Here is a 16626-nt window from a genome sequence, read left to right on the forward strand (position 1 = left end):
GATTTGAGTCTTTTTTCTTGTCTCTTGCATCTTTCCTCTCCTCAAAAAAATAAAAAAAATGAAATTCGATATAAATACAATTACAAGAGAAAATGTAAAAACATTAAAACCTTATTCGTCTGCACGAGATGAATTTGAAGATTTTGATACTGCAGAAATGATATTTTTGGATGCCAATGAAAATCCGTTTCCAAATGGCGTGAATCGTTATCCGGATCCGCAACAGAGTTCGGTTAAAGCGATTTTGGCGAAGAATAATAACGTAAAATCAAGTCAGATTTTATTAGGGAACGGAAGCGATGAAGTTCTGGATTTACTTTTTAGAGCTTTTTGTGAGCCAAAAATTGATAATATTATTTCATTACCGCCAACATACGGAATGTACAGCGTTCTGGCGAATATCAATGCTGTAGAAAACAGGGAAGTTTTACTTTCTACAGATTTTCAGCCACAAGTAGAAAAGATTTTAGACGCCGTTGATGAGAATACAAAAATCATCTTTTTATGTTCGCCAAATAACCCAACGGGGAATTCTTTTCAAGATGAAAGTGTCGTGAAATTGCTTCAGAATTTTAAAGGTTTGGTTGTAATTGATGAAGCTTATATTGACTTTTCGGATAAAGAAAGCTGGTTGACGGAAATAGATGAATATCCAAATTTGGTGATTACCCAAACGCTTTCAAAAGCATATGGTCTGGCTGGAATTCGTTTAGGAATTTGTTATGGTTCTGAAGCTGTAATTTCGGTTTTGAACAAAATAAAGCCTCCTTATAATGTAAACGAATTAACGCAGCAAAGAGCTATAACTCGTTTAAATGATTCGGATAAAATAAAACAGGAAATAGCTTCAATTATTGAGCAAAGAGAAGAACTGCTTAAAGTGTTACTTGAAGTGTCTTTTGTAGAAAAAGTTTATCCTACAGAAGCTAATTTCGTGTTAGTAAAAGTAGATGATGCCAATAAAAGATATGATCAATTAATTGCAAAAGGAATTGTAATTCGTAACAGAACTACACAACCTTTATGTGAGAATTGTTTACGTTTTACGATTGGAATTCCTGAGGAAAATGCAGTTTTGATTAAAGAGTTGAAGTTGTTAACATAGAAGAAAGAATAGAGCAAAGAAGAAAGAAAAAAATGAAAGAGCTTTTTGGATACAATGAAAAGTCTATTTTCTTTACTCTTTTTTCTTTATTCTCAAAAATAAATATATGAAAAAAGTACTTTTTATCGATCGTGACGGAACGATTGTTTTAGAACCAGAAAATTATCAATTAGATGCTTTGGAGAAAGTAGAATTTTATCCGAAAGCTTTTCAATATTTGGCTAAAATTGCCAATGAATTAGATTACGAATTGGCTATGGTAACCAATCAGGACGGACTAGGAACGGATAGTTTTCCGGAAGATACGTTTTGGCCAACGCAAAATTTTATCCTGAAAGCCTTTGAGAACGAAGGAATTTTATTTGATGATATTTTTATCGATCGATCTTTTCCGGAAGATAATGCGCCAACACGCAAACCTAGAACGGGAATGTTGACAAAATATATTGATAATACGGAGTATGATTTGGCAAATTCTTTTGTTTTGGGAGATCGTTTAACGGATATTGAACTGGCTAAAAATCTGGGAGCAAAAGCAATTTTCATCAATGATAATGACGGAATTGGGACTAATGAAATCTCTTCTAAAAGAGAGGAATTAGATGAAACGATTATCCTTCAAACCAAAAGTTGGAAAGAAATATATGAGTTTTTGAAACTAGAAGCACGTTCAGCTTCGATTACGCGTAAAACAAATGAAACGGATATTTTTATCGATTTGAATCTGGACGGAACCGGAAAAAGTAAAATCGAAACCGGAATTGCCTTTTTTGATCATATGTTGGATCAAATTGCACGTCACGGTCAAATGGACTTGGAAATTCTGGTAAAAGGAGATCTTGAAGTCGACGAACATCACACGATTGAAGATACTGCAATTGCTTTAGGGGAAGTTTTCGCGAAAGCATTAGGAAATAAACTTGGAATTGAACGTTATGGTTTCTGTTTACCAATGGACGATTGCTTAGCGCAGGTTGCGATTGATTTTGGCGGAAGAAACTGGCTAGTTTGGGAAACCGAATTTAAACGTGAAATGGTGGGGAAAATGCCAACAGAAATGTTTTATCATTTCTTTAAATCATTCTCAGACGGAGCAAAAGCCAACATCAACATAAAAGCCGAAGGAACAAACGAACACCACAAAATCGAAGCAATTTTTAAAGCTTTCGCGAAAGCCATAAAAGTAGCAGTGAAAAGAGATACAGAGAAAATGATTTTGCCTTCGACGAAAGGGATGATTTAAAATTTGTTTCAAGTTTAAAGTTTCAGGTTTCACGTTATGTGGAGCAACTTGAAACTTGAAACGTGAAACAAAAGAAACAAAAAACAAAATGAAAATAGTAATTATAAATTACGGAGCAGGAAATATTCAGAGCATTATGTTTGCTATTGAAAGACTTGGTTTTAAGGCTGTTTTGAGTGATGATCCAGAAGAAATTCTTGCGGCAGATAAAGTGATTTTTCCAGGAGTTGGAGAAGCGAGTTCGGCTATGAAAAAGCTGAAAGAAAGTGGTTTAGAAGGCTTGATTCCAACTTTGAAACAACCTGTTTTGGGTATTTGCCTTGGAATGCAGTTAATGTGCAAATCATCTGAAGAAGGAAATACAAAAGGTTTGGGGATTTTTGATGTTGATGTGATTAAATTTACTTCAAAAGTAAAAGTGCCACAGATGGGATGGAATCAGATTTATGATTTAAAATCGGATTTGTTTAAAGGTATTCCTGAAAATGAATTTATGTATTTGGTGCACAGTTTTTACGCTCCAAATTGCGATGAAGCCATTGCTATAACCAATTACGAACTTGAATACGCATCGGCATTACAAAAAGATAATTTCTACGGAACTCAATTTCACCCCGAAAAAAGTGGAGCAGTTGGAGAGAAGATTTTGGAGAACTTTTTAAAAATGTAAAATTTTAAAATTCCAATTGTAATACAATATCAAAAATCAATTTCAATCAAAATATCAATTTAGAGAATCTAAAATCTGAACTCTAAAATCTAAAATATCAAAACATGAGAATAATACCAGCTATAGATATTATCGACGGAAAATGTGTCCGTTTATCAAAAGGCGATTATGATACTAAAATAATTTACAACGAAAATCCGCTTGAAGTAGCGAAATCATTCGAGGCGCACGGAATAGAATATCTGCATTTAGTGGATCTTGATGGCGCAAAATCAAGCAAAATTGTCAATTATAAAATACTAGAACAAATTGCGACACAAACGAGTTTAAAGATTGATTTTGGCGGAGGTTTAAAGTCGGATGAAGATTTGAAAATTGCTTTTGAAAGTGGTGCAAACCAAATAACCGGCGGAAGTATTGCCGTAAAAAACAGAGCGATTTTCGAAAAATGGATTTCTGAATACGGTTCAGATAAAATTATTCTTGGGGCTGATGCCAAAGATGAAAAAGTGTCTATTTCTGGCTGGTTAGAAGATTCGAATGAAGATTTGATTCCGTTTATTCAGGATTATCAAATCAAAGGAATTCAGTATGTTATTTGTACTGATATTGCAAAAGACGGAATGCTGGAAGGACCAAGTTTTGATTTGTATGAGAAAATATTAAAGGAAGCAATTGGCATAAAATTAATTGCTTCAGGAGGAATTTCAACTTTCGACGAATTGCCTAAACTAGCTGAATTGGGTTGTGAAGGAACCATTATTGGAAAAGCAATTTATGAAGGAAGAATTACTTTGAAACAATTAGAGAACTTTATAATTAGAAAATGAGAATTAATTAGATAATGTGCCAATTAGAAAATTAGATATTTTTTGACATTGCATTTATATTATCTAATTATCAAATTTTCTAATTGGCACATTAAAAATTGACACATTAAAAAAATGTTAGCAAAAAGAATCATTCCTTGTTTGGATATAAAAAACGGAAGAACCGTAAAAGGTGTTAATTTCGTTGACTTGCGCGATGCGGGAGATCCGGTTGAATTGGCAGAAATTTACTCGGCTGAAGGCGCTGACGAATTGGTTTTTCTTGATATTTCGGCAACAGAAGAACGTCGTAAAACGTTGGTGAATATGGTGCGAAGTGTTGCGGAGAAAATCAATATTCCGTTTACAGTTGGTGGTGGAATTTCTTCAGTTGAAGATGTTGAGATTCTATTGAACAATGGCGCTGATAAAGTTTCGATAAATTCATCGGCAGTAAAAAATCCGCAGTTGATTAATGACTTAGCTCAGAAATTTGGAAGTCAATGTGTTGTAGTTGCGATTGATGCGAAACAAATTGACGGACAATGGATTGTACATTTGGTTGGTGGAAAAGTACCAACAGAACTCAATCTGTTCGACTGGGCGATAGAAGTTGCAGAACGTGGCGCGGGCGAAATTCTATTTACGTCAATGGATAACGACGGAACTAAAAATGGCTTTGCAAACGAAGCTTTAGCGAAATTATCAACGTTGATTAATATTCCGATTATTGCCTCTGGTGGCGCTGGAAATATTCAGCATTTTGTAGATTCATTTAAAGTCGGAAAAGCTGATGCTGCTTTGGCAGCGAGTGTTTTTCACTTTAAAGAGATTGAGATTAAAGTTTTGAAACAGGAACTTAGAAGTAATGGTATTGAAGTTAGGCTTTAGAAAATAGAAAATAGAATCAAGAAGAAAGAAATAAAATATAGAATTCAGAAAAATCTAAAATCTGAACTCTAAAATCTAAAATAATTATGGACATAGATATAAAAAGCGCACACGGATTAATTCCGGCAATTATTCAGGATTCAGAAACAAAAAATGTCCTGATGCTGGGATATATGAACGAAGAATCGCTTCAGAAAACAATAGAAACTCAAAAAGTAACTTTCTTTAGCCGCTCTAAACAAAGGCTTTGGACAAAAGGCGAGGAGAGTGGTAATTTTTTGAATCTGGTAAGTATCAAAAATGATTGTGATGGCGATACACTTTTAATTCAGGCAAAACCTGTTGGGCCAACATGTCACACTGGCGCCGATACGTGTTGGCAAGAAGAAAACGCGGCCAATTATGGTTTTATTTCTGATCTTGAAAAGACAATCAAAACCAGAAGAGAAAATGCTGATTCTGAAAAAAGTTACGTGGCTTCGTTATTCGAAAAAGGAATCAATAAAATTGCTCAAAAAGTAGGTGAAGAAGCTGTAGAAGTAGTGATTGAAGCAAAAGATGATAATGATGATTTGTTTTTAAGCGAAAGCGCTGATTTATTATTTCATTATTTGATTTTATTGCAGGCAAAAGGTTTTCAATTGAATGATGTTGTTGATGTTTTGAAGAAACGTCAGAAGTAGTTTTTATTTGCAATCTACATTCATGTCAGGCTGAGCGAAGTCGAAGTCCCGTTTGCTAAATCACTTTGCGGGACTTCGACTTCGCTCAGTCTGACAAAAAATATACGGTTTACAAAAAACAGAACAAAAAATCCGCATAAATCTGCGTTTTCGCTTTAGCGAATCCGTGTCATCCGCGTACCATCTAAACGTTACTCCACAAACTCAAAAACTGCAAATTCTTCCGGTTGATGAAAACCATATTTCAAACTCTTATAAGGTTGTAATGCAAGATATTCGGTTGTATTACCGTAATCAATTCTAAAAGTATTTCCTTTCCATTTTGTGCCAATTTTTGGTTTGAAAAAATTACCGTTTTTTATAGTTTCTAAACTCGAAAATGGAATTTTAATTTCGGTATTATATCCTTCAGGAGTTATTTTACTAACGGCTTCTAATCCTGCAATATCAAAAGACATTGTTGTATTCCAGCCGCCACAAATAGGCGAAATACATTTTAGCAACATATCATAATTAGAAGAAAAGGCATTGACTCCAATCTCAACATAATTTTGCCCGTCGCCGTCCGAATCTATAAAAATCTCTACTAAATCATCAGTATTAAAAATTGGAGAATCTCTTTTTTGTGCTTTTCCAATTATTTTAGAATCAGTAGAACGATACGCTATATATAAATTTTCATCATTCCACGAAAGTGAAACAAAAGTATTCTGGCTGGCTTTTTCGCCTGAATTATGAATGATAAACGGACCAAGAAATGGCGTTTTCCAGTCTGATAAATCACCGTCAATATTTATTTTCTCGTTTGTTTTATAAACCGGAACAGATTGTGAGTAGTTTGCTATGGAACATATCAAGCACAAAATAAAAGTGATTGTACTAATTTTCATAAATAGTATAAATAATTTTGATTGGCTAAAATACAGAAGAATAAATGAAGTTTAACATTAAATATTGAGAATCGGAATTGTAAAATCATTCAAAATTTGATTCGAATGTTTACATTTGTTGAAGTTTGAGCAGGTTGAAAAGCCGCTTTATTTTGGTTAAAAGCAAATATTACTTCGTATGAAAAAATACTTTGTCGGCGTTTTTATCGCCTTCTTAATTGGTTTTACGACCAATGCACAAGGACTTTTGAATAAGTCAGAAACTGTTTTTACACATCAGGATTCTTTACGCGGAAGCATTACAAAAGAAAGAATCTGGTGGGATTTAAAATACTATCATTTAGATGTTAAGGTAAATCCTGGAGAAAAAACAATTACAGGTTCGAACACAGTTCGTTATACCGTTTTGACTGCCTATAACAAAATGCAAATTGATTTGCAGGAACCTATGCAGATTTATAAGGTAACGCAGGACGGAAAAGAATTGAAATTTGAAAGAGACGGAAATGCTTTTTTTATTGAATTAACAGCAAATCAAAAAGTAGGTGAAACCAAGGAAATCATAATTTCGTTTGGAGGAAAACCAAAAGAAGCTGTTAATCCGCCTTGGGATGGCGGCATTACCTGGAAAAAAGATAAAAACGGAAAAGATTTTATTGCTTCTTCCTGTCAGGGTTTAGGTGCCAGTGTTTGGTGGCCAAACAAGGATCATATGTATGACGAAGTCGAAAATATGTTGATTAGTGTAAATGTTCCGGGAGATTTAACTGATGTTTCGAACGGAAGACTAAAAAGCGTTAAAAAAGAAAAAGACGGTACAAAAACGTTTAATTGGTACGTTTCGAACCCTATTAATAATTACGGAGTAAATATTAATGTTGGAGATTACGTCAATTTCTCTGAAAAGTTTAAAGGAGAAAAAGGGGATCTAGATTGTAATTACTATGTTTTAAAAGACAATTTGGCTCTTGCCAAAGAACAATTTAAAGATGTTCCAAGAATGTTAAAGGCTTTTGAGAATTGGTTTGGACCTTATCCTTTTTATGAAGACAGTTATAAATTAGTCGAAGCGCCTTATTTAGGAATGGAGCACCAAAGTAGTGTAACTTACGGAAATGGCTATAAAAACGGTTATTTAGGCCGCGATTTAAGCGGAACCGGATGGGGATTAAAATTTGATTTTATCATTATTCACGAATCGGGACACGAATGGTTTGCCAATAATATTACTTACAAAGACATTGCAGACATGTGGATTCACGAGAGTTTTACCAACTATTCTGAAAGTTTGTTTCTGGAATATTATTATGGAAAAGATGCTGCGGCAGAGTATGTAATTGGATGCAGAAAAGGAATCAAAAATGATAAACCAATTATAGGGAATTATGATGTAAACAATGAAGGATCTGGCGATATGTACCCAAAAGGTGCCAATATGCTGCACATGATTCGTCAGGTTATCAATGATGATGCAAAGTGGAAATCGATTTTAAGAGGTTTAAACAGTACTTTTTACCATCAAACGGTTACTTCTAAGCAAATCGAAGATTATATAAATAATCAATCCGGAATTAATTTTAACAGAGTTTATGCTCAATATTTAACGACAACACAAATTCCGGTTTTTGAATATATTTTTAAAAACGGATCTTTTGGATATCACTGGACTAATTGTGTTTCTAAATTTGATATGCCGGTAAAAGTAACCTTGAATGGCGAAGAAATATGGTTGAAACCCACAACAGAATGGAAATCTGAGAAAACCAATAATGAAAAAAGAACTATGGAGGTGAGTAAAGATTTTTATGTAACGAGTTCTAACATTGTTGAATAAAGTTTAAAAAATCCAATTCGTTGGAATTAAGTAAACCCGACAGTTTTTAAAACCTGTCGGGTTTGTCATTTTATATCAGTATGTTTTTATTTTATTTGTACGAATATTACCTTTTTATTTTTAACTTAGAGGACAATTACTTGAATTTAAATGAGTTAATTCAGTTTAATTAAAAAGCGAAATCCGAAAAGCTAATAGAGTAGGAAAAATCAAATCATGCTATTATGAAAAACTTAAAAAACCTAAGAAACATTGAAGTTTTAAGTAAAAATGAACAAAAATTTATAATTGGCGGCGTTCTCCCATACGTTAATCCAACTATAGGTTTATGCGACAGATTGTGCGGAGAAGCCGGCGGAGTTTTATCAAATACACCAGGAAGAGGTGATATTTGTCTTGCTGGAACATCTACATGCTGTTATTGCAGATAAATGCTTTAACCCGACAGGTTTTTAAAATCTGTCGGGTTTATTGTTTAAAAAGATTCTCTAAAAAGTTTGTGATTTCTCCTTGCGTCGAAATGACAAAAAAAGCGTGAAAGACCTTAATCTTTCACGCTTTTTATTATTTGTAGCCTTTGTCAAATTTTTAAATTTTTAAAAAGGATATATCTTAAACTGTTTAAGATTGTAGTTTAAAAAAAATGATTTTAAATTAACGGCTATTAAACTTTGCTTTTTCTCTTATTATATCAGCAATTTTGCGGTTTTCAATTTTGCTTTCGAGCCATGAAATAATATCCAGATATAAAAAAGCTCTTTTTTCATAGGTGTTCTTTTCAAGTTCAACGAAACGAGCGTGCATTTTTTTGAATTCTTTTTTAATATCAGCCGGATAAAAGTTATTCAGGTTTCTTAAAAACTTAATGATCTCTTTTTGAACTTCGTGTAAGTCATTCATTTTTAGTAAAAACTTATACGTGTTTTTAAGATGATTTTCTAAGTAATAATCTTTTCCTAACTCATAATGAGCAATTAAAGACAAAAGTCTCGCAAAACACATTAAATCTTCGCGCATTGATAAGTTCTTGTTATTGATGATCTTATCAAGATAAAGAATGCATTCATTGTATTTTTCATTTCCAAAATAAATAGAAGCAATTTTATAGAAAAACAACATTTCGTGATGTTCATCAAGATGCTCACTGTGTATTTTGATCTTCTCTAAAATTTCGGGAATTAGGTATTCGCTTTCCGCAAAAGTTCCTTCCAGAATATGAAGGTTTAATTTATTATTATAAACATATAGAAATGATAGCGATGCAATGTTGTCATTTACAGGGAATTTTTCGTCCTGAATCGTTTTTTCTAAAAGAGACAGGTATTTCTTGAAATTCGATTTGTATTTCAACATATACAAGGATTCCAGAAAGTAATGATTTCCTTTAAGGAAAAACACAGGATTCTGATAAATCATATTTGGGTTGTCATAAAACAAAGTCACCCATTTATAAGCGTATTTATAGCTTGCAAGGAAGTCCTGAACCAGAAAACTACGCCATAAATTAGCATTGTAAAACCAGTACTTCTCACGAAAACCAAACTTAGTTTCATCTAATTTGGCAATATGTTTATTGAAATAATCATCGATGTATTTATATTCTTCATCATTTTTTACATAACCCGTTTTAAGCATGATTCCGTAAAGCTGAAGCGATAAATTCGATAATTTACTTGAGATTGTATTTCTATAATTCAGTTCTTTTGCCTGAATAACCAATTCGTCTGCGCGACCCTGAATACTTCGCGTAATATATTGTGATTCGATTAGTTTTTCGAATTCCACAATCTCATACGCCATATATTTCTCGTCATTTTCGAGCGCAATAATTTTTGTTTTGTCCAGAATTTTCAAACTCTGTTTATACAAACCTTTATTATATAGGATACCCGCAAAATCTATTTGTTCGCGCAATTGATAACGAATGTTCTGACTTGGGATATTCAATCGAATACTTACCAAAATTTGTTTGTATAAGTATGATTTTAAGTTAGATAACTGTACTTTTTTAATGATTCCGCTCTTCAGGATAAGCTTTTCATCGTAGTTTTCAGATTTGTCCAGAATATTAAATAATTCAATGAATTTAGTATTTGAACTCGTCTCTAAACGGCTTGCAAAAATCTTAAACTGTCTTTTTTCGGATTTAGAAAGTGATTTTATTAATACAAATAAGAAATCTTTTTGATGGTTAGCCATTGTAAAATATAATAATATAACTTATTGATTATTAATTGATTAATTCATTATAAATTGTGTTATGAACAGTATAATTTCATTAAAATGAATTTCATACTCGTTATGTACAATATATATTTGTTATCAAGATGTGAAATTACATTAAATAAATGAATATGAATAGAGAGAAAGTTCAAATTTTTGACACCACTTTGCGCGACGGCGAACAAGTTCCAGGATGTAAGTTAGATACTAAACAAAAATTAGTTATAGCAGAACGACTTGATAAAATGGGAGTTGACGTGATCGAGGCAGGTTTTCCTGTGTCAAGTCCGGGCGATTTTTTATCGGTCTCTGAGATTTGTAAGATCGTAGAAAACGCAACCGTCTGCGGACTAACAAGAGCCGTAAAAAACGACATCGATGTTGCTGCAGCAGCTTTAAAGCATGCTAAAAGACCTAGAATCCATACAGGAATCGGAACATCTGAATCTCATATACTCCATAAATTAAATACCACAAGAGAAGATATTATCGCAAGAGCAAAATATGCTGTATCACACGCAAAATCTTATGTAGAAGATGTTGAATTTTATGCAGAAGATGCCGGTAGAACTGATAACGCTTTCCTTGCAAAAGTTTGTGAAGAAGTAATTAAATCAGGAGCTACGGTATTAAATATCCCGGATACAACAGGATATTGTTTGCCGGAAGAATACGGAGCAAAAATTAAATATTTAAAAGAAAACGTAAAAGGAATCGAAAATGTGATCCTTTCATGTCACTGTCATAATGATTTAGGAATGGCAACTGCAAACTCTATTGCAGGAGCTATAAATGGAGCAAGACAAATAGAATGTACTATTAATGGTATTGGTGAAAGAGCCGGAAATACGGCGCTTGAAGAAGTGGTGATGATTTTTAAACAACATCCTTACTTAAATCTTGATACAAACATTAATACAAGAGAATTGAATGAAATGAGCCGATTAGTTTCTGAAAGTATGGGAATGATCGTTCAACCTAATAAAGCTATTGTTGGAGCAAATGCTTTTGCACACAGTTCCGGAATTCACCAGGATGGTGTAATTAAAAACAGAGCAACTTACGAAATCATGGATCCGCTTGATGTGGGTGTAAATGAATCTTCGATTATTTTAACAGCCAGAAGCGGAAGAGCAGCTTTGGCTTACCGTGCTAAAAAAGTAGGTTACGAGCTTACAAAAGTGCAATTGGACATTGTTTATCTTGAGTTCCTGAAATTTGCAGATATCAAAAAAGAAGTGATAGATGCAGATATTCACCAAATTATTGAAGCTTCGAAAATTGAAGGTGATTTGATTAGAAGTTAGTTGGATTGAGATAATAGAGAATAGAGGAAAGAACAAAGAAGAAAGAGAAAAATGTTTTAACACATAGAATCATAGATTTTAAATGTGTAAAAGAATATAAAGAGAACAAATAAAGGATTTAAATACATAAAGAACGAGACGTTATGAATTTGAAAATAGCAGTTTTACCAGGAGACGGAATTGGACCGGAAGTAATTTTACAAGCCAAAAAAGCATTATATGCTATTGGTGAGGTGTACAATCATGAATTTGTATTTGAAGAGGCTCTCATGGGGGCAATTGCTATTGAAAAAACAGGAAATCCATTACCGGAACAAACGCTGAATCTGTGTTTAAATACGGATGCAGTTTTGTTTGGCGCGATTGGAGATCCTAAATATGACAATAACCCAAATTCAAAAGTTCGTCCGGAGCAAGGATTATTAAGGCTTCGTAAAGAACTTGGGTTGTTTGCAAACATTCGTCCTATAAAACCGTATAAAGCATTAATCGATGCTTCTCCTTTAAAAAGAGAAATTATCGACGGAGCAGATTTTACTATTTTCAGAGAATTAACGGGCGGTGCTTATTTTGGAGCTAAAACTTTAAATGAAGAAGGAACACACGCTTCGGATTTATGTGAATATTCAGAAGAAGAAATTACCAGAATTGCACATTTAGCTTTTAAATCGGCACAAAACCGACGCAAAAAACTAACAATGGTCGACAAAGCAAATGTTTTGGAAACCTCAAGATTATGGAGAAAAGTCGTTCAGAAAGTCAGCGTAAATTATCCAGATGTGGCTTTAGACTTTTTGTTTGTAGATAATGCAGCAATGCAATTGATTTTAAATCCAAAACAATTTGATGTGATTTTGACAGAAAATTTATTTGGAGATATTCTGTCAGATGAAGCAAGTGTTATTACAGGTTCTATTGGTTTATTGGCATCGGCATCTTTAGGAGAAAAAAATGCGTTGTTCGAACCGATCCATGGATCTTATCCTCAGGCAAAAGGAAAAAATATTGCCAATCCAATCGCTTCTATTTTATCAGCGGCAATGTTGTTAGAACATTTTGGATTATTTAAAGAAGCAAACGTGATTTATCAGGCGGTTGAAAAAGCAATCGAATACAAAGTGGTTACAGTTGATTTAAAACCAGATTCAAAATTCGGTACAAATGAAGTAGGGGAGTTTGTTTCTAATTTTATTTTCAGCAAAGATGACTTGCTATATTTTAATAATGACAATGTTCATATCGGTCAATCGACAATAGTTTAGGTTTTTTATTAAAATAATGAAATAAATAACAAGAAGTATGTGAAATGTTGAGATTTTATTTTTTTAGTCCTATTAGTTTTCATACTTTTGTGACACTAAAAAATAGATAATGCAAATCTCAATTATTATTACTTCTGTCTTTGTTGTCAATGTGATTCACACATCTGCGGCGGGAATGGTATAAATATAATTGAAAAACTATATTACAAACCTTCCAAATACTGGAAGGTTTTTTTTTGAATAAAAATTAAAATAAATAATACAATAATGGAATTAAATAAGTACAGCAAAACCATCACTCAAGATCAAACACAACCTGCAGCGCAAGCCATGTTGTACGGTATTGGTTTAACTGAAGAAGATTTGAAAAAAGCACAAGTTGGTATTGTGAGCATGGGTTACGATGGTAATACGTGTAACATGCACTTGAACGATTTGGCAAAAGATGTCAAAAAAGGTGTTTGGGATGCAAATCTGGTCGGACTTATTTTTAATACTATTGGTGTAAGTGATGGAATTTCTAACGGAACTGAAGGAATGCGTTTTTCATTGGTTTCCCGTGATGTTATCGCAGATTCTATCGAAACAGTTGTAGGTGCGCAATGGTACGATGGTGTAATTGCAATTCCCGGCTGTGATAAAAATATGCCCGGAGCATTAATCGCAATGGGGAGATTAAATCGCCCGGCGATGATGGTTTACGGTGGTTCTATTCATTCTGGAAAATGGAAAGGTGAATCCTTAAACATTGTTTCTGCTTTTGAGGCTTTAGGAAAAAAAGTAAAAAACGAAATTACTGCCGAAGATTTTAAAGGAGTAATTCAAAATGCATGTCCCGGAGCTGGTGCTTGTGGTGGTATGTATACTGCAAATACTATGTCTTCAGCAATCGAGGCATTAGGAATGAGTTTGCCATACAGTTCTTCGAATCCTGCTTTGAGCCAGGAAAAAAGAGACGAATGTCTTGCTGCCGGTAAAGCAATAAAAATTTTATTAGAAAAAGATATTAAGCCAAGAGATATCATGACTCGTAAAGCTTTTGAAAATGCAATTACAATTGTTGCAGTTTTAGGAGGTTCTACAAATGCAGTTATGCACTTAATTGCAATGGCTCACGCTGTTGATATCGAAATTACATTAGATGATTTTCAGGCAATTAATGATAAAACACCTGTATTGGCTGACATGAAGCCAAGCGGTAAATACATGATGGAAGATATTCACGAAGTTGGAGGTATTCCTTCTGTAATGAAATATCTTTTAAAAGTTGGACTTATTCATGGAGATTGTTTAACAGTAACAGGAAAAACAGTAGCTGAAAATTTAGCTTCTACTCCGGATTTACAAGATGGACAAGAAGTAATTCATGAAATCCAGAAAGCATTGAAACCTACAGGAAATATTCAGGTTTTATACGGAAATCTTGCTTCTGAAGGTGCTGTAGCAAAAATCAGCGGAAAAGAAGGAGAATATTTTGAAGGACCTGCTGTTGTATTTGAAGGTGAATTTGAAGTAATTCCAGGTCTTGAGGCCGGAAAAATAAAACCAGGCAGTGTAGTCGTCATCAGGTATTGTGGACCAAAAGGTGGTCCGGGAATGCCTGAAATGCTGAAACCTACATCTGCAATTATTGGAGCCGGATTAGGAAGCAGTTGTGCACTTATCACAGACGGCAGATTCTCTGGAGGTTCGCATGGCTTTGTCGTAGGACATATTACACCAGAAGCATATGATGGTGGTGGTATTGCTTTAGTAAAAGATGGTGATTTAATCGCAATCGATGCTGTAAAAAATACAATCGACCTGAAGATATCTGACGAAGAATTTGCAGCTCGTAAAGCGAGTTGGGTTCAGCCTCCTTTAAAAGTTACAAAAGGAGTTTTGCTTAAGTATGCAAGATCGGTTTCAAGCGCTTCTACAGGTTGCGTTACCGATAAATAATTTTACAACAACATATCAAAATCAATTGCGATTTTAATTGAAATCGCAATTGATAAAAAAAATATACTATGAAAATATCAGGGGCAGAAGCCGTTATAAGATGTTTATTAGCAGAAGGAGTAGATTTGGTTTACGGATATCCGGGAGGAGCCATAATGCCTGTTTACGACGAATTGTATAAATTTCAGGATCAGTTACACCACGTTTTAGTACGTCATGAACAAGGTGCAACACATGCTGCGCAGGGATATGCGAGAGCGACAGGAAAAGTAGGAGTGGCAATCGCTACGTCTGGACCGGGTGCTACAAATTTAGTTACCGGAATTGCAGATGCACAAATCGATTCAACGCCAATGATTTGTATTACCGGACAAGTTGGAAAACATTTATTGGGCTCTGATGCTTTTCAGGAAACAGATATTATCGGGATTTCGACTCCGGTAACAAAATGGAATTATCAGATTACAGAAGCATCTGAAATTCCGGAAATCATTGCAAAAGCGTTTTATATTGCACGTTCCGGACGTCCGGGACCTGTATTGATCGATATTACTAAAAATGCTCAGTTTGATGAGTTCGAATTTAGTTATGAAAAATGTACAGCAATTAGAAGTTATATACCAGTTCCTAAATTAAAATTAGATAAAGTTGCCGAAGCTGCTGCTTTAATCAATAGTGCAAAAAAACCTTTTATCGTTTTTGGTCAGGGAATTATTCTCGGTCAGGCCGAAGAACAGCTAAAAGCATTAATCGAAAAATCAGGAATTCCGGCAGGATGGACAATTCTTGGACTTTCGGCTTTGCCAACAGATCATCCTTTAAATGTTGGTATGTTAGGAATGCACGGAAACTATGGTCCAAATATGCTGACCAACGAATGTGACGTTTTAATTGCGTTGGGAATGCGTTTTGATGATCGCGTTACAGGAAATCTAAAAACATATGCAAAACAGGCAAAAGTGATTCACTTTGAAATTGATCCTGCGGAAATTGATAAAAACGTAAAAACAGAAGTTGCTGTTTTAGGCGATGTAAAAGAAGCTTTAAATGCTTTATTGCCTTTAATTGATGCAAAATCACATGATTTATGGCATAACGAATTCAAGGAATTGCTTAAAATTGAAGTAGAAACAGTTATAAACGAAGAGTTAAACCCAACAAATAACAAAGGTATTTCTATGGGTGAAGCCATGGAAATGATCAATAAACACTCAAAAGGTGATGCGATTATAGTTTCGGATGTTGGACAGCACCAAATGTTTGCTTGCCGTTATGCTAAATTTAATTCAACCAAAAGTAATATTACTTCGGGAGGTTTAGGAACTATGGGATTTGCTTTGCCAGCTGCAATTGGAGCAAAAATGGGAAGACCGGATCGTGAAGTTGTAGCCATTATTGGTGATGGAGGTTTCCAGATGACAATTCAGGAATTAGGAACTATTTTCCAGACTAAAGTTCCGGTAAAAATTGTGGTTCTAAACAATGAATTCTTAGGAATGGTGCGTCAATGGCAGGAATTGTTTTTTGACAACAGATATGCTTCAACAAATATGATTAATCCAAATTTTGTAGCAATTGCTGAAGGATATTATATTAAATCTAAAAAAGTAACACAAAGAGAAGATCTCGATGCAGCTGTTGCAGAAATGCTGGCTTCAAAAGATTCTTATTTCTTAGAAGTTATGGTAGAAAAAGAGAATAATGTATTCCCAATGATTCCAACAGGAGCTTGTGTTTCTGAAATTAGATTAAGCTAAAAAGAGAGTTT

At 34.0% G+C, this 16626-nt stretch carries 14 protein-coding genes; 12 read left to right on the forward strand and 2 right to left on the reverse strand.

What is annotated here, in order from left to right; translation table 11 throughout:
• Positions 1–58: 58 nt before the first annotated feature.
• From hisC to hisIE, 6 genes are all read left to right on the forward strand, one after another.
• The gene (gene hisC / locus ASF10_RS20140; protein ID WP_056253292.1) at positions 59–1105 is read left to right on the forward strand and encodes a histidinol-phosphate transaminase; all 1047 of its coding nucleotides are present in this window, start codon (positions 59–61) and stop codon (positions 1103–1105) included.
• Positions 1106–1211: 106 nt separating this feature from the next.
• The gene (gene hisB, locus ASF10_RS20145; RefSeq protein ID WP_056253295.1) at positions 1212–2348 is read left to right on the forward strand and encodes a bifunctional histidinol-phosphatase/imidazoleglycerol-phosphate dehydratase HisB; all 1137 of its coding nucleotides are present in this window, start codon (positions 1212–1214) and stop codon (positions 2346–2348) included.
• 88 nt (positions 2349–2436) lie between these two features.
• Positions 2437–3018: an imidazole glycerol phosphate synthase subunit HisH gene (gene hisH, locus ASF10_RS20150; RefSeq protein WP_056253789.1), complete on the forward strand. Its 582-nt coding sequence runs from the start codon at positions 2437–2439 to the stop codon at positions 3016–3018.
• A 104-nt stretch (positions 3019–3122) separates the two neighbouring features.
• Positions 3123–3848 carry a 1-(5-phosphoribosyl)-5-[(5-phosphoribosylamino)methylideneamino]imidazole-4-carboxamide isomerase gene (gene hisA / locus ASF10_RS20155; RefSeq protein WP_056253299.1) on the forward strand — a complete coding sequence of 242 codons (726 nt, stop codon included), beginning with the start codon at positions 3123–3125 and terminating at the stop codon, positions 3846–3848.
• A gap of 114 nt (positions 3849–3962) precedes the next feature.
• Positions 3963–4718 carry an imidazole glycerol phosphate synthase subunit HisF gene (hisF, locus tag ASF10_RS20160; protein ID WP_056253303.1) on the forward strand — a complete coding sequence of 252 codons (756 nt, stop codon included), beginning with the start codon at positions 3963–3965 and terminating at the stop codon, positions 4716–4718.
• 83 nt (positions 4719–4801) lie between these two features.
• Complete coding sequence (hisIE, locus tag ASF10_RS20165) at positions 4802–5401, forward strand: bifunctional phosphoribosyl-AMP cyclohydrolase/phosphoribosyl-ATP diphosphatase HisIE (protein ID WP_317039058.1); 600 nt, start codon at positions 4802–4804, stop codon at positions 5399–5401.
• Positions 5402–5592: 191 nt separating this feature from the next.
• Here hisIE and ASF10_RS20170 read toward each other — a convergent pair whose 3' ends face one another.
• The gene (locus ASF10_RS20170) at positions 5593–6291 is read right to left on the reverse strand and encodes a carbohydrate-binding family 9-like protein (protein ID WP_056253307.1); all 699 of its coding nucleotides are present in this window, start codon (positions 6289–6291) and stop codon (positions 5593–5595) included.
• Between the two features lie 178 nt (positions 6292–6469).
• On the opposite strand from ASF10_RS20170, the gene ASF10_RS20175 reads away from it, so the two are divergent.
• Complete coding sequence (locus ASF10_RS20175) at positions 6470–8125, forward strand: M1 family metallopeptidase (protein ID WP_056253310.1); 1656 nt, start codon at positions 6470–6472, stop codon at positions 8123–8125.
• Positions 8126–8349: 224 nt separating this feature from the next.
• The gene (locus ASF10_RS20180; protein WP_056253312.1) at positions 8350–8556 is read left to right on the forward strand and encodes a hypothetical protein; all 207 of its coding nucleotides are present in this window, start codon (positions 8350–8352) and stop codon (positions 8554–8556) included.
• 223 nt (positions 8557–8779) lie between these two features.
• On the opposite strand, the gene ASF10_RS20185 is transcribed toward ASF10_RS20180, so the two are convergent.
• Positions 8780–10324 carry a hypothetical protein gene (locus ASF10_RS20185; RefSeq protein WP_056253315.1) on the reverse strand — a complete coding sequence of 515 codons (1545 nt, stop codon included), beginning with the start codon at positions 10322–10324 and terminating at the stop codon, positions 8780–8782.
• 155 nt (positions 10325–10479) lie between these two features.
• Here ASF10_RS20185 and ASF10_RS20190 point away from each other — a divergent pair, with 155 nt between their 5' ends.
• The 4 genes from ASF10_RS20190 to ilvB all read left to right on the forward strand — a co-directional run bounded on the left by ASF10_RS20190 (position 10480) and on the right by ilvB (position 16615).
• Positions 10480–11655, forward strand: coding sequence for a 2-isopropylmalate synthase (locus tag ASF10_RS20190; protein ID WP_082472479.1), 1176 nt, complete (start codon positions 10480–10482; stop codon positions 11653–11655).
• A gap of 143 nt (positions 11656–11798) precedes the next feature.
• On the forward strand, positions 11799–12917 hold the full coding sequence (gene leuB, locus ASF10_RS20195; protein WP_056253321.1) for a 3-isopropylmalate dehydrogenase: 1119 nt from the start codon (positions 11799–11801) through the stop codon (positions 12915–12917).
• A gap of 267 nt (positions 12918–13184) precedes the next feature.
• Positions 13185–14858, forward strand: a complete 1674-nt coding sequence (gene ilvD / locus ASF10_RS20200; RefSeq protein ID WP_056253324.1) for a dihydroxy-acid dehydratase — start codon at positions 13185–13187, stop codon at positions 14856–14858.
• A gap of 68 nt (positions 14859–14926) precedes the next feature.
• Positions 14927–16615 carry a biosynthetic-type acetolactate synthase large subunit gene (gene ilvB, locus ASF10_RS20205; protein WP_056253329.1) on the forward strand — a complete coding sequence of 563 codons (1689 nt, stop codon included), beginning with the start codon at positions 14927–14929 and terminating at the stop codon, positions 16613–16615.
• Positions 16616–16626 lie beyond the last annotated feature (11 nt).

Source organism: Flavobacterium sp. Leaf82, from assembly GCF_001422725.1.
Classification (GTDB): domain Bacteria; phylum Bacteroidota; class Bacteroidia; order Flavobacteriales; family Flavobacteriaceae; genus Flavobacterium.